We start from the raw sequence: 13,601 nt of genomic DNA on the forward strand, positions 1-13,601 counted from the left end.
AAAGTCCAATCGGTTTTGCCGTTCCGTCCATAACCGATGCATGCCCAAGGCGCTAGTGTTGCGACTCAAGAGGAGGACCATCATGCGATCAGAAGACTTCCGCGCCGACAAGGCACGGCCGTTCACCGGGGCCGAGTATCTGGAGAGCCTGCGCGACGGCCGCGAGGTCTATATCAATGGCGAACGCATTGCCGATGTCACCACGCACCCGTCGATGCGCAATTCGGCGCGGTCGCTGGCGCGCCTCTACGATGCGCTGCATGATCCCCTGCGACGGGACACGCTGACTTCGCCGACCGACACCGGCTCGGGCGGCTACACCCACAAATATTTCCGCGTCGCCAAATCCTCTGGCGAACTCGCCGCCCAGCAGACGGCGATCGCCGAGTGGTCACGCATGTCCTATGGCTGGATGGGGCGCACGCCCGACTACAAGGCGGCGCTGATGAATACGCTCGGCGCCAACGCAGACTGGTACGGGCCGTTCAGGGACAATGCCCTGTCCTGGCACAGGCGTGCCCAGGAAGCCGTGCTGTTCATGAACCATGCCATCGTCAACCCGCCGATTGACCGCCACAAGCCGGCCGAACAGGTGAAGGACGTCTTCGTCCACATCACCAAGGAGACGGATGCCGGCATCTACGTCTCCGGCGCCAAGGTGGTGGCGACGTCCTCGGCGCTGACGCACTATAACTTCCTGGCGCAGGGATCGGCGACGGTCACCGAGGATCCGTCGCTGTCGGTGATGTTCATCGTGCCGATGAATGCGCCGGGGATAAAGATGTTCTGCCGCGTCTCCTACGAGCAGACGGCCAACACGGTGGCGGCGCCGTTCGACTATCCGCTGTCGTCACGCTTCGACGAGAACGACGCGATCCTAGTGCTCGACAATGTCTTCATCCCCTGGGAGGACGTGCTGGTGCTGCGCGATGCGCAGAAGATCCTGTCCTTCCACCCGGCGTCCGGCTTCATGCATGGCTACTGCTTCCAGGGCTGCACGCGTTTCGCCGTCAAGCTCGATTTCCTCGCCGGCCTGCTGGCCAAGGCGCTGCGCGCCACGGGCGGCGATGCTTTCCGCGGCAACCAGGCGGCACTGGGCGAGGTCATTGCACTGCGGCACATGTTCTGGAGCTTTTCCAACGCCATGGCCTACAACCCGATCCCGTGGGCGAATGGTGCGGTGCTGCCCAATCTGGAAGCCGCGCTCGCCTACCGCACCTTCATGTCGGAAGCCTATCCGCGCGTCATCGACACCGTGCGCCGGGTGATCGCGTCCGGGCTGATCTACCTGCCGTCGTCGGTGCGCGACTTCAACAACCCCGAGATCGACAAGTATCTGGCGCAATATGTGCGCGGCTCCAACGACATGGGCCACATCGAGCGCATCAAGATCATGAAGCTTTTGTGGGACGCGACCGGCACCGAGTTCGGCGGCCGTCACGCGCTCTACGAGCTCAACTATGCCGGCGCGCCGGAAGAGGTGCGGCTGCAGGTGCTGAAAGGAGCTGAACGCGGCGGGCGGCTGAAGGCGATGGAAGAGCTCGTCGACACCTGCATGGCCGACTATGACGAGAATGGCTGGACGGGCGATACCTGGTTCAATCCGCTTGTCTCAACGGCCGAGTGAAACCAGATGGCCACGCAGATTTCGAAAACCGATTTCCGCGACGCCATGGCGAGGGTCTGCGCGCCGGTCAACATCGTCACCACCGATGGCCCGGCAGGGCGCGGCGGCTTCACCGCCACCGCCATGTGCAGCGTCTCCGACGAGCCGCCGACGCTGCTGGTGTGCATGAACGGGCGCTCGACGCAGGCCGCCATGTTCCTGTCCAACCAGCGCTTCTGCGTCAACGTGCTGACGCATGACCACATGCATCTGGCGGGAAAGTTCGCCGGCGCGACCAGGGACATGGAAGCGCGCTACTCCGCCGCACGCTGGCAGACGCTGACCTCCGGTACGCCGGCGCTGTCGGATGCGATCGTCAATTTCGATTGCGAGATCGAGACTGTGCATATCGTCGGCACGCACAATGTCATGATCGGCCGCGTCATCGATGTCCGGCACGGCAGCGGCGGCTCGGCCCTGCTCTATGTCGACCGCAGCTATACGCAGCCGACGCGGCTGGGCAGCTTTGGCGGGTGAAGCCGGGCGTCAGACGGTTTGGTGGCGGGAAGGCCTCCGCCTATCCCGTCCCCGGCCGTGCCATCAGCCAGTCTTTCACCCCCGCCGATCCAGCCTCGCCACCAGCCGGTCCCCCGCCCACTGGATGCCGCAGACCAGGATGATCAGCACGATGACCACGGCGATCATGATGGACGTCTCAAATCGTTGATAGCCGTAGCGGATGGCGAGGTCGCCGAGGCCGCCGGCACCGATGGCGCCGGCCATGGCCGAGGCACCGATCAGCGTCACCAGCGTCACCGTGAAGCCGGCGACAATGCCGGGCAGGGCTTCCGGCACCAGCACCTCGCGGATGATCGTCCAGCGGTTGCCGCCCATGGCGCGCGCCGCCTCGATCAGCCCGCGATCGACTTCGCGCAGCGACACTTCGGCGATGCGCGCATAGTAGGGCGTGGCGGCGATCGACAGCGGCACGATGGCCGCCCATGTGCCGATCGAGGTGCCGACGATCAGCCGCGTCACCGGGATGAGCGCGACCAGAAGAATGATGAAGGGCACCGAACGGAAGCCGTTGATGACGGCGCCAAGCGACCGGTTCACCCACAGGCTTTCGGCAATCCCGCCGCGTTCGGTGGCGATCAAGGCCAGGCCGAGCGGCAGGCCGAAGACCAGCGAGATGAGGCCGGAGGCGGCCGTCATCAGCACCGTCTCCCAGATCGAACGCAGCAGAAGTTCAAACAGGATCGGCGACATGGCCAAGCACCTCCACCCGCGCCTGGCGGGCCTTCAGGAATGTGATGATGTCAGCGAGATGATTTGCATCGCTGCCGGGAACCGAAAGGAACAGCGTGCCGACCGGCTGCTGCTGGATATGGTCGATGCCGCCATGGACGAGGCGGAAGGTGCCTGGAACAGCCGTGGCAAGGTCGGACAGCAATGGCCCGCTTGCCGCTTCGCCGGCCACATCCACGCGCAGGATCGTCTCCGCGCCGGCCCCCGGCAGCAGCCGGGCCGCCAGTTCGGCTGGCAGCTGCGGCCGGATGGCGCCGAGCAGGCTTCTGGTGATGTCCGAGCGCGGGTCGGCGAACACCGACCAGACCGGGCCTTCCTCGACGATGCGCCCGGCATCGATCACCGCCACGCGGTCGGCGATCGAGCGGATCACCTCCATCTCATGGGTGATCAGCAGGATGGTCAGGCCGAGCTGCCGGTTGATATCCCTGAGCAGCGCAAGGATCGAGCGCGTCGTCTCCGGATCGAGCGCCGAAGTGGCTTCATCCGACAAAAGCAGCGCCGGCCGTGCTGCCAGCGCCCTGGCGATGCCGACGCGCTGCTTCTGGCCACCCGACAGCGACGCCGGATAGGCTTTTGCTTTCTCCGACAGGCCGACGAGATCGAGCAGTTCGGCGGCGCGCTTCAGCCTCTCGGCTTTCGGGCGGCCCTCGATCTTCAGCGGCAGCGCCACATTGTCCTCGACGGTCTTGGCCGACAGCAGGTTGAAATGCTGGAAGATCATGCCGATGCGTCGCCGCAACGGCTGCAGGTCGCGCTCGCCTAGCCGGCTGATCTCGCGGCCCTCGATGAACACTTCGCCGGAGTCAGGCCTTTCCAGCCCGTTCAGGCAGCGGATCAGCGTCGACTTGCCGGCGCCGCTGCGACCGATGATACCGAGGATCTCGCCCTTGCGCACGGTCAGCGAAATGCCGTCGAGCGCCGCCGTCACACCGAAGCGGCGATTCAGGTCGACGAGGCGCACGACATCCTGAGATGCGTCGGGCCGGGCGCGGGTCGGATCGGTGGTGTCCCCGGATGCTGTGATATGCTGGTTCATGAATGTTCCTGTTCTCCGAAAACGCAATCGCGGCCCGCGCCTGAGCGCGGACCGCTGTTGCTCTCGAACCGGGCGTCCGGTCGACGATCGGATCAATAGGCGCTGAGGCCGGTGCCCTTGTAGACCTTGTCGAACTCGGCCTTCACCGCCTCGTTCTGATAGGAGGCCACCAGCGTCTTCACCCAGGCCTCGTTCTCGTTGCCGGCCTTCACCGCGATGAAATTGCGGTAGGGATTGTCGGCGATGGGCTCCTGCGCGATGCGGTTTTCCGGCGTCAGGCCGCTTTTCAGCGCCCAGTCGGTGTTGACCACGGCCGCGTCGAGATCCTCGACCGAGCGGCCGACGATGCCGGCGTCGAGTTCCTTGATCACCACCTTCTTGGCATTCTCTGCGATGTCGGCGGTGGTGGCCAGAATGCCGGTGCCGTCTTTCAGCTTGATCACGCCCTCGTTCTGCAGCACGCGCAGCGCCCGGCCTTCGTTGGATGGGTCGTTCGGCACGCCGACGACCGCGCCCTCGGGCAGGTCGGCGACTGCTTTGTACTTCTTCGAGTAGAGGCCGATCGGCCAGACGCCGGTATAGCCGACACGCACGATGTGATAGCCCTGTGTCTTGATCTGGTTGTCGAGATAGGGCTGGTGCTGAAAGGCGTTGGCGTCGATTTCGCCGCGCTCCAGCGCCTCGTTGGGCTGGGTGTAGTCGTTGAACACCACGGTCTCGATGGCGAGGCCCTTTTCGGCGGCTTGCGCGACGACGACGCGCCAGACATCCTCGTCCTCGCCGCTGATGATGCCGACCTTGATCGCCTTCTTGTCCTCGGCGAACGATGCATGCGGTGCCATCAGGCTACCGATCGCTACGGCCGATGCGAACAGCAGAGCCAAGCCGCTGCGCCGGTTGATGGTTGACCCTAAGGAAGATGGCAAAGTGTTTTTGAAGTCGGACATGATTGATCTCTGCGGTTGTGAAGTCATGCGGCCAAGCGGACTGCCTAGCCTTGATCACATCGTCAGGAATTCTATTGATTTAATCAAAGAACGCGTTTCGCCGTTCTCGCCAAAGCCAGGAATATTCTCTCAAAAATTCCAACGAAGAGAGAACAAGATGGCGCTCGGCCGACCGCCGCCGGATCTAAGGCGATCCTGGGCATCTCCGTGGGAAGGTCAGATTCGGAGGCAGGCCAGCGCCACGGTTGGTCTCAAAGCGCGATCCACGCGGTCTTGAGTTCCAGATATTTCTCCAGCGCGTGCAGCGACTTGTCGCGGCCGAAGCCCGACTGCTTGACGCCGCCGAGCGGCACGGTGATGTCGGCGCCGCCATAGGTGTTGACGTGGACGACGCCGGCATTGATGGCGCGCACCATGCGATGCGCGGTGGAGAGGTTGGCGGTCCACACCGCGGAGGCAAGCCCGTAGACGGTCGAATTGGCAAGCCGAACCGCCTCCTCCTCGGTTTCGAAGCGCATGACGCCGAGTACGGGCCCGAACACCTCCTCACGCGCAAGCTGCATGTCTTGCGTGACGTTCTCGAAGATCGTCGGCGCCATGTAGCTGCCGCCGGTCTCTGTCAGGATCCGTTCGCCGCCGGTGACGAGACGGGCACCTTCTTCCGTGGCCCTGGTGACGAAACCGAGGTTCTTGTCCAGCTGTTCGGCGCTCGATACCGCGCCGATGTCGCTGGAGAGATCGAGCGGGTCGCCGACTTTCAGCCGGGTCGTTGCCAAGAGAAGCTCGTCCATGAAACGGTCATAGACCGACGCCTGGACGAGCAGGCGCGAGCCAGCGACGCAGACCTGGCCGGAATTGCGAAAAATGCCGTTGGCCGAGACGACCGCCGCCTGTTTCAGGTCGGGAGCATCGGCAAAGACGATGTTGGGCGACTTGCCGCCGAGTTCGAGGAAGGCGCGTTTCAGGTTGGAGCGAGCGGAATATTCGAGCAGCCGTCGGCCGACCGGGCCGGAACCGGTGAAGGCGATGGCGTCGACATCCATATGCAGGCCGAGCGCCTCGCCGGTAACCGAACCACGGCCGGTGACGACATTGAGCACACCGGCGGGAAGTCCGGCCTCGCTTGCCAGTTCGGCCAGCCGCAGCAGCGTCAGCGAAGCGATTTCCGGCGGCTTGACCACCACGCAATTGCCGGCGGCAAGCGCCGGCGCAATCTTCCAGGCGCCGATCATCAGCGGAAAATTCCACGGCACGATGACGCCGACGACGCCGAGCGGCTCCTTGTGGATCAGTCCCAGAACATTGTCGGCCGTCGGCGCGATCTCGCCATAGACCTTGTCGATGGCCTCGGCGTAGTAGCGGATGGTGCCTGCCGCCGACAGCGGTTCGGCCTTGTAGGCCATGCCGATCTCGGTGCCATTGTCGCGCACGCCGAGCACGGCGAGCTCGTCGGCATGCTTTTCGACCAGCTCGGCGAATTTCGTCAGCACCTTCTTGCGAAAGGCCGGCGCTGATCGCGACCACGAGCCCTTCTCGAACGCCTTGCGCGCCGACTTCACGGCGCGGTCGATATCGGCGGCGTTGCCGTCGGCGATGCTGGCGAAAGGTCGGCCGTCGATCGGCGACGTCACCGGCAGGCTTGCGCCGCTTGTTGCCTCGATCTGCACGCCATCGATGAACAGCCCCCGCGCGCCGATCTCCGTCTTGCGCAGCGTGTCGATGGCATTCTGACTGATCATGGATGACGGACTCCCAGGGACACATGCAATGTGGTGGGCGCGCGGAATTCCCAGCCGCGAAACACCGGTTCCTTGCCGTGCACAAGGCTGAGATCGGGGAAGCGTTGGAGCAACAGCCTTACCGCAAGGCACATCTGCTCGCGTGCGAAAAACCGGCCCGAGCAGAAATGATGGCCGAAGCCGAAGGCGGCATGGTTGCCTTCGTTGCGGTTGATGTCGAAGCGGTCGGTATCGGCAAAGCGGCTCTCGTCGCGGCTTGCCGAAGAGACGAGGGCGGCCACCGCTGCACCGGCCGGGATCGTCACGCCGCCAAGCTCGACCGCCCGCGTCGTCTGCCGTGTCTGGGTGCCGATCGGCGCGACCCAGCGCAAGCCCTCGTCAACCGCTTTGGGCACGAAGGTCTCGGGATCGGCGAGCACCTGCCGCATCTGTTCGGGATGGGCCAGCAGGCCGGCGACGATCGAGCCGGCGCCATGTCCGGGCTCCTGCATGCCGCCGAGCAAGATCACCTTGATGCTCGGCATCAGGAAGTCGATTGGCCGCGTCGTGCCCTCCGGCATGCCGTCATGCAGCATATGCGACAGCGCGGAATCATCCGGTGCGTGGACAAGCCTTTCCAGCGTCGGCAGGATGGCGTCGCCAACCTCGGCGCTGATCGCGTCGGCGATCTCCTGCCGCTTCGGGTCGTTCTCGAAATTGATGGCGCCCTGGGCAAGGCCGTAGAACCAGCGGCGCAGCGTCGGCATCTCGATGTCGGCAAGGCCGAGCGAGCGCGCCAGGCTGAGCGTCGACACCGGCTCGAAATAGTCGGCCATTAGTTCGGCCGCACCCTGTTCGGCGATCCGGTCGAGGTAGGGCTCGGCGATCGATCGTACGAGGTCGCCGGCATAGGCGGCGACGGTGCGCGGCCGGTATTTCGGGTCGACGCCCTGTCGCAGCTGTTTGTGCGTCTCGCCATCGGTGGTCAGGATGGTCGGCTTGCCGAAGGAGCGCTCGACGGGCGACGAGCCGACAACGGCGGAGAAGATGTCGGGAGACTTGGCGACGCTCTCGACATCCTTCCAGCGGGTGACGAACCACAGATTGACCGCCGGCACGAAAGCGACAGGCGCACTGCGCCTGAGCTCTGCATAGATCGGGTAGGGATCTGCTTCCAATGCCTCGACGGTGATATTTTCGGCAAAGCTCAAATCCGCCACTCCCCTTTGTGGTGTAAGGGGCGGCGTGGCACGCCCCCCTTTGCTTTTCTCAATCTTTCAGCGGCTGGCCGAGGTTTTTGAACGCGACCGGATCGCGGCTCTTCAGCGCGCTGGCCAGCAGCAGGCCGACGATCGCGGCGATCAGCACCAGCCCCGGCAGGAACACGCCAAGGAAACCGCCGGCCCCGGACAGGCTGCCGAAATTGATGACGATCAGGTAGATGATGATGACGAAGGCGATGAAGGTCAGCCCGGGCAGGATGGTGGTCTTCATCGCGTTCTCCTGCGTCGATGGATTGGCGCGGAAGAACATCACTACGGCAAGCGAGGCCACCGCCATCATGACGATGACGCCGAGTGTCGCGACGTTAGTCAGCCAGGAGAACAGCGCCAGCACCGGATCGAGGCCGAGCACGGCGAAGAGGCCGACGACGACCGCGGCGAGCACGCTCTGGATGATGGAAGCGACATGCGGGCTCTGGTGCACCGCATGCGTCACGCCGACCGTCTGCGGCAACAGTTTTTCGCGGCCCGAGACATAGATATAGCGCGCAACCGCATTGTGGAACGCCAGCACGCCGGCAAACAGGCTCGACACGAACAGGATGCTCATCGCCTGCGACAGCATCGTGCCGGCGTAACGATCCGACAGGCCGAACAGGAAGGTCGTCGGATCCTGCAGCCCTTGCAGCGTCGGCAGCAGCTTGTCGACACCGGCGCCGACCGCCATCAGCCATGCCGTGAGCATGTAGAAGACACCGATCAGCACGACCGAAAAATAGGTGGCGCGCGGAATGGTGATCTTTGGATCGCGTGCCTCCTCGGCATAGATCGTCGTCGCCTCGAAACCGATGAAGGCGGCAAAGCAGAACAGGATGGCGATGGCCGGCGAGCCGCTGACGATCTGGCTCCAGCTGAATGGCGCCGCCGACAGGCCGCTGTCGCCGCCGGTCTTGAGGATGGCGATGTCGAGGACCAGCACCACAAGATATTCGCACAGCACCAGCACCGTCAGGATCTTGGCGGAGAGGTCGACCTGTCGGTAGCCGAGCACGGCCACCAGCGCGATGGCGATGAAGCTCCACACCCACCAGGGCAAATTGATGCCCCAGCCGGCGAACAGGCCTGATGTCGCGGCACCGAGCAGGCCCATGACCCCGATCTGCATGGCATTGTAGGACAGGATGGCGATCAGCGCCGTGGCGCCGCCGGCCATGCTGCCGAGGCCGCGCGCGGCATAGGCATAGAAGGCGCCGGCATTGCCGACATGGCGTGACATGGCGACATAGCCAACCGCGAACAAAAGCAGCAGCACCGTCACGATCAGATAGGTGCCGGCAAAGCCGGGGCCATTGCCCATCAGCATGCCGAGCGGCGTGCCGCCGGCGACTGCCGTGAGCGGGGCGGCCGCCGAAATCACCATGAAGGTGATGGCGCCGACGCCAAGACTGTTCTTGCGCAGCCTGTTGGCCGGCGCCTGTTCTGCAACTGCCGTCATTGATCCCTCCTGTTTGCAAACCCTCAGGCTCGCCGGCCGAATGGCCTGTCCCATGCACTCTGGTGGTCGGTTCATTATTTGAACCGTTATTTTGAATATAGACTTGCAAACAATGCCGATGCCTGTCAAGTTAATTCACACGTTAAATGATTGCCCGGAACCGGGAGGCAAATTTGAGTACGGTCGGAAAAGCGATCTCGCTTCTGGAGCTGTTCAGCGTCGACGAGCCCGAGCTCGGCCTGTCCGATCTGGCGCGCCGCTCGGGCTTCGACAAGGCGACGACACGGCGGCTGCTGGTTGCGCTGGCCGGCCATGGTTTTGTCGAGCAGGATATCGGCACGCGGCACTATCGCCTCGGCGCCGGCCTGTCGCGGCTGGCGCGCATCCGCGAAGCGCGCTTTCCCTTCCTGCAGACGGCTGTTCCGCTGGTGCGGGACCTGGCAGCATCGACGGCCGAGACCGTGCATTTGTCGGAATTCGGCGTCGACAGCCTGGTCACCGTCCATGTCGAGCATCCGGCATGGGCGAACCGGGTCAACATCGACATCGGTCAGTTGCTGCCCCTGCATTCGACCGCGTCAGGCATCGCCTATCTGGCCTTCGCCCGCGACGAGACCGTCAAGGCATGCCTGACGGGTTCGCTCGACGCTTTCACGGCCCATACGCTGATCGAGCCGGCCGCAATCTCAAGATCCATGAGCGAGGCGCGCGAGCGCGGCTATTCGATCTGCGACCAGGGCTATGAGGAAGGTGTGATCAGCGTCGCGGCGGCAATCCGCGGGGCGGATGGCTTTGCGCTCGGCACCATCGCGGTGGCGGCGCCAAAGGCCAGAACGACGGCAGCCGCGATCGCCGAACGGGGACTTGCCGTGAGGGAGGCGGCACGGGAGATTTCCATGCGCCTCAACGGCGAAAACCTGCAAATCTTGAGGAGGCAGGCCTGATGCCCTTGGAGACAGCGCCCCGCATCCTGGTCATCGGCACCGGCGACACAAAGGCCGAAGAGCTGCTGTTCATGAAACAGTGCATCGATGCGTCGGGCGGCAGCGCCGTGATGATGGATGTCAGCGTGCTGGGCGACCCGCCCTACAGCCCGGACCACGACAAGCACGCCGTGGCCCGGGCTGTAGATGTGACGATCGCCGAGATCGTTTCGAGCGGTGATGAGAACACCGCCATGACGCTGATGGCCGGCGGCGCCGTGCAGCTGGTGCGCAAGCTCCATCAAAGTGGCGAGATCGACGCCTTCATTGCCATAGGCGGCTCCATGGGAACCGATCTGGCGCTCGACGTGGCGCTTTGCCTGCCGCTCGGCGTGCCGAAATTCGTCGTCTCGACCATCGCCTATTCGCATCTCATCCCGCCCGAGCGCGTCGCCCCCGACCTGATGATGATCCTCTGGGCGGGCGGACTGTACGGCCTCAACAACATCTGCAGGCTGGTCCTGTCGCAGGCCTGCGGTGCGGTCGTCGGCGCGGCTAAAATCGTACTGGCGTCTCGCGCGTCGGCGCAGGCACCGGGGCCGACCATCGGCATGACCTCGCTCGGCAGCAGCTGCCTGCGCTACATGAAGACGCTGAAGCCGGCCCTGGAACGGCGCGGCTATGACGTTGCGGTCTTCCACACCACCGGAATGGGCGGCCGCGCCTTCGAATCGATCGCGGGCCAAGATCATTTCTGCGCGGTCTTCGACTTCAGCCTGCAGGAAATCACCAATCATCTCGCGGGATCCGTCGTCAGTTCCGGCGCCGACCGGCTGGAGAATGCCGGCGCTCGCGGCATTCCGCAGATCGCCGCACCCGGGGCGGTCGACATGGTCGATCTGCCGACCTGGCAGGATTTGCCGGCTAAATTCTCGACGCGGCCGTTTCATGCCCACAACAGGCTGATCGCTTCGGTCACCGTCGATGCCGACGATCGCCGCCAGGTCGCCAAGACCATCGCCGCCAAGCTCGGTGCCGCGAAAGGCCGCTCCGCCTTCATCCTGCCAACCGGAGGCATCCAGGAATGGGACGTGCAGGGCGAGCCGCTCTATGAACCCGAGGCTCTCGCGGCCTTCACTGACGAAATGCGCAGGGCTATTCCCGCCGGGGTCGAGTTCCACGAGATCGACGCTCACATCAACAGCGACGACTTCGTCGGCAAGGCGCTCGAGATCTTCGACCGCTGGGTCGAGGAAGGCATCGTCCCGCGCGGCAAGCCGGCCAAGGGAGTGGCAGCGTGAGTGCTGTTCCCGCCCAGGCGCTTGTCCTTGATTTCGGCGGCGTCGTCACCCGCACACTGTTCGAGACCCACGCCTTGACCGAACAGGCGCTCGGCCTCACGCCGGGGACGCTGCAATGGCGCGGGCCGTTCGATCCGGACAGCGATCCGCTCTGGCGCGCCATGCAAGCCGACGAGATCAGCGAGCGCGACTATTGGCGCACCCGCACAAGCGAGGTTGGCCGTCTCGTCGGCGAGGACTGGCAGGCGATGGAAACCTTCGTCCGGCGCGCGCGTGGCGCGGAGCCGGAAAAGGTGGTGCGGCCCGAAGCTGACAGCGCCATTCGCACGGTGCATGCGGCCGGCTTTCGACTGGCCATCCTGTCCAATGAACTCGACCTGTTCTACGGCGCCGACTTCCGCCAGCGGCTGCCGTTGCTCGGCCTGTTCGACACGATCGTCGACGCCACTTACACCGGCATCCTCAAACCCGACCCCCGCGCCTATGCCTTGGTCACCGAAGCGCTCGGCCTGCCGGCGGGTGCTTGCGTCTTCGTCGACGACCAGCGGCGCAATGTCGATGGCGGCTGTGCCGCCGGCATGCGCACGGTTCATTTCGACGTTGCTCACCCGGCCCAATCCTATGCCGAAGCACTCGGCCATTTCGACCTCGTTTCAGCAGCCTGAGATTATGCGGAGCCCTTTCATGCGCGACATCAATTTCCTCACCGAGACCAACGCCAAGCCGATCTGGCACCCAATGGCGCATCCGGCCGAGATGCGGGCCAACCCGCCAAAGGTGATCATGAAGGGCGAGGGCGTGATGGTCACCGACATCGCCGGCAACACCGTGCTCGATGCCGTCGGCGGCCTGTGGAACGTCAATCTCGGCTACAGCTGCGCCCCGATCAAGAAGGCGATCGCCGACCAGCTTGGCGCGCTGCCCTATTATTCCGGTTTTCGCGGCACCTCGACTGGACCGTCGATCGAACTCGCCTACGAACTCTGCGAATGGTTCGAGCCTGAAGGCATGGTGCGGACCTTCTTCACCTCGGGCGGCTCGGATTCGGTCGAAACGGCACTGCGACTGGCCAGGCAATATTGGAAGATCCGCGGCCAGGCCGACCGCACCAAGTTCCTGGCGCTGAAGAAGGGCTACCACGGCACCCATTTCGGCGGCGCGTCGGTTAACGGCAACGCCAATTTCCGCCGCAACTACGAGCCGCTGCTGCCCGGCGTCTTCCACATTCCCGCGCCTTGGACCTTCCGCAACCCGTTCGATGAGACCGACCCAGTGCGGCTGGCAAAACTCTGCGCCAGGGCGCTGGAGGACGAGATCGCCTTCCAGGGCGGCGACACCATCGCCGCTTTCATCATGGAGCCGGTTCTCGGCGCCGGCGGCGTCATCGTTCCGCATGAGAGCTTCATGCCACTGGTGCGTGAGATCTGCGACCGCCACGAGATCCTGCTGATCGCCGACGAGGTGGTGACGGGCTTCGGCCGCACCGGCGCATGGTCGGGCTCGCGTCTGTCCGGCGTGAAGCCGGATTTCATGACCATCGCCAAGGCGATCACGTCAGGTTATTTCCCGCTCGGCGCGACCTTGATCGGCGGAAAAGTCGCCGATGTCTTCGAGGCCGACAAGACCAGTTTTGGTGCGATCGGCCACGGCTATACCTATTCCGGCCACCCGGTCGGCTGCGCGGCGGGTCTGGCGGCCCTTGCCGAGACCAAACGGCTTCGCCTGAACGAGAACGCGGCGGCACGGGGCGTCGAACTCGCGGCCGCGCTGGAGGGGCTGAAGGCCAGGCATGCGATCGTCGGCGATGTCAGGTACAAGGGCTTGATGGCGGCGCTGGAGTTGGTCTCGGACCGCACGACGAAAAAGCCGACCGACAAGAAGACCATGGCCGTGGTTTCGGAGGCCGCCTATGAGGCCGGCGTCATGCTGCGTGTGTCGGGCAACACCATCATCCTGTCGCCGCCGCTCATCATCACCGCCGCCGATGTGACGAAGATCGGCGAAGCGCTGGATGCAGGCCTGTCGAAGGCCTGACGGGTTA

12 protein-coding genes are annotated in these 13,601 nt (G+C 64.5%); 6 read left to right on the forward strand and 6 right to left on the reverse strand.

The window, feature by feature from the left end:
* The first annotated feature begins 82 nt into the window (after positions 1 to 82).
* On the forward strand, positions 83 to 1,627 hold the full coding sequence (locus tag NKI69_RS08250) for a 4-hydroxyphenylacetate 3-hydroxylase N-terminal domain-containing protein (protein WP_023810827.1): 1,545 nt from the start codon (positions 83 to 85) through the stop codon (positions 1,625 to 1,627).
* A gap of 6 nt (positions 1,628 to 1,633) precedes the next feature.
* Complete coding sequence (locus NKI69_RS08255; protein WP_023810828.1) at positions 1,634 to 2,143, forward strand: flavin reductase; 510 nt, start codon at positions 1,634 to 1,636, stop codon at positions 2,141 to 2,143.
* A 75-nt stretch (positions 2,144 to 2,218) separates the two neighbouring features.
* Here the strand turns inward: NKI69_RS08255 and NKI69_RS08260 are convergent, their stop codons facing one another.
* The 6 genes from NKI69_RS08260 to NKI69_RS08285 form a co-directional block, all read right to left on the reverse strand.
* Positions 2,219 to 2,875 (reverse strand): methionine ABC transporter permease, encoded by a 657-nt coding sequence (locus NKI69_RS08260; RefSeq protein ID WP_023810829.1) that lies wholly within the window; start codon positions 2,873 to 2,875, stop codon positions 2,219 to 2,221.
* A complete protein-coding gene (locus NKI69_RS08265) occupies positions 2,856 to 3,953 on the reverse strand; it encodes a methionine ABC transporter ATP-binding protein (RefSeq protein ID WP_023810830.1) in 1,098 nt (365 codons plus the stop codon). Before NKI69_RS08265 ends, NKI69_RS08260 begins: the two co-directional genes overlap by 20 nt.
* Positions 3,954 to 4,045: 92 nt before the next feature.
* Positions 4,046 to 4,900, reverse strand: a complete 855-nt coding sequence (locus NKI69_RS08270; protein WP_023810831.1) for a MetQ/NlpA family lipoprotein — start codon at positions 4,898 to 4,900, stop codon at positions 4,046 to 4,048.
* A gap of 251 nt (positions 4,901 to 5,151) precedes the next feature.
* A complete protein-coding gene (locus NKI69_RS08275; RefSeq protein WP_023810832.1) occupies positions 5,152 to 6,639 on the reverse strand; it encodes an aldehyde dehydrogenase in 1,488 nt (495 codons plus the stop codon).
* Positions 6,636 to 7,829 (reverse strand): cytochrome P450, encoded by a 1,194-nt coding sequence (locus NKI69_RS08280; protein ID WP_352720924.1) that lies wholly within the window; start codon positions 7,827 to 7,829, stop codon positions 6,636 to 6,638. Before NKI69_RS08280 ends, NKI69_RS08275 begins: the two co-directional genes overlap by 4 nt.
* A gap of 58 nt (positions 7,830 to 7,887) precedes the next feature.
* Positions 7,888 to 9,336: an APC family permease gene (locus NKI69_RS08285; RefSeq protein ID WP_023810835.1), complete on the reverse strand. Its 1,449-nt coding sequence runs from the start codon at positions 9,334 to 9,336 to the stop codon at positions 7,888 to 7,890.
* A 173-nt stretch (positions 9,337 to 9,509) separates the two neighbouring features.
* Here NKI69_RS08285 and NKI69_RS08290 point away from each other — a divergent pair, with 173 nt between their 5' ends.
* Genes NKI69_RS08290 through NKI69_RS08305 form a run of 4 tightly spaced genes read left to right on the forward strand, consistent with a single transcriptional unit; the run spans position 9,510 to position 13,594 of the window.
* Positions 9,510 to 10,280, forward strand: coding sequence for an IclR family transcriptional regulator (locus tag NKI69_RS08290; RefSeq protein ID WP_352440634.1), 771 nt, complete (start codon positions 9,510 to 9,512; stop codon positions 10,278 to 10,280).
* Positions 10,280 to 11,560 carry a Tm-1-like ATP-binding domain-containing protein gene (locus tag NKI69_RS08295; protein WP_023810837.1) on the forward strand — a complete coding sequence of 427 codons (1,281 nt, stop codon included), beginning with the start codon at positions 10,280 to 10,282 and terminating at the stop codon, positions 11,558 to 11,560. The genes NKI69_RS08290 and NKI69_RS08295 overlap by 1 nt, the downstream gene beginning before the upstream one ends.
* Positions 11,557 to 12,225 (forward strand): HAD family hydrolase, encoded by a 669-nt coding sequence (locus NKI69_RS08300; RefSeq protein WP_023810838.1) that lies wholly within the window; start codon positions 11,557 to 11,559, stop codon positions 12,223 to 12,225. The genes NKI69_RS08295 and NKI69_RS08300 overlap by 4 nt, the downstream gene beginning before the upstream one ends.
* A gap of 19 nt (positions 12,226 to 12,244) precedes the next feature.
* Positions 12,245 to 13,594, forward strand: a complete 1,350-nt coding sequence (locus NKI69_RS08305) for an aminotransferase class III-fold pyridoxal phosphate-dependent enzyme (protein ID WP_352720927.1) — start codon at positions 12,245 to 12,247, stop codon at positions 13,592 to 13,594.
* Positions 13,595 to 13,601: the final 7 nt, after the last annotated feature.

This window comes from Mesorhizobium sp. M0491, assembly GCF_040321265.1.
In the GTDB taxonomy this organism is placed as follows: domain Bacteria; phylum Pseudomonadota; class Alphaproteobacteria; order Rhizobiales; family Rhizobiaceae; genus Mesorhizobium.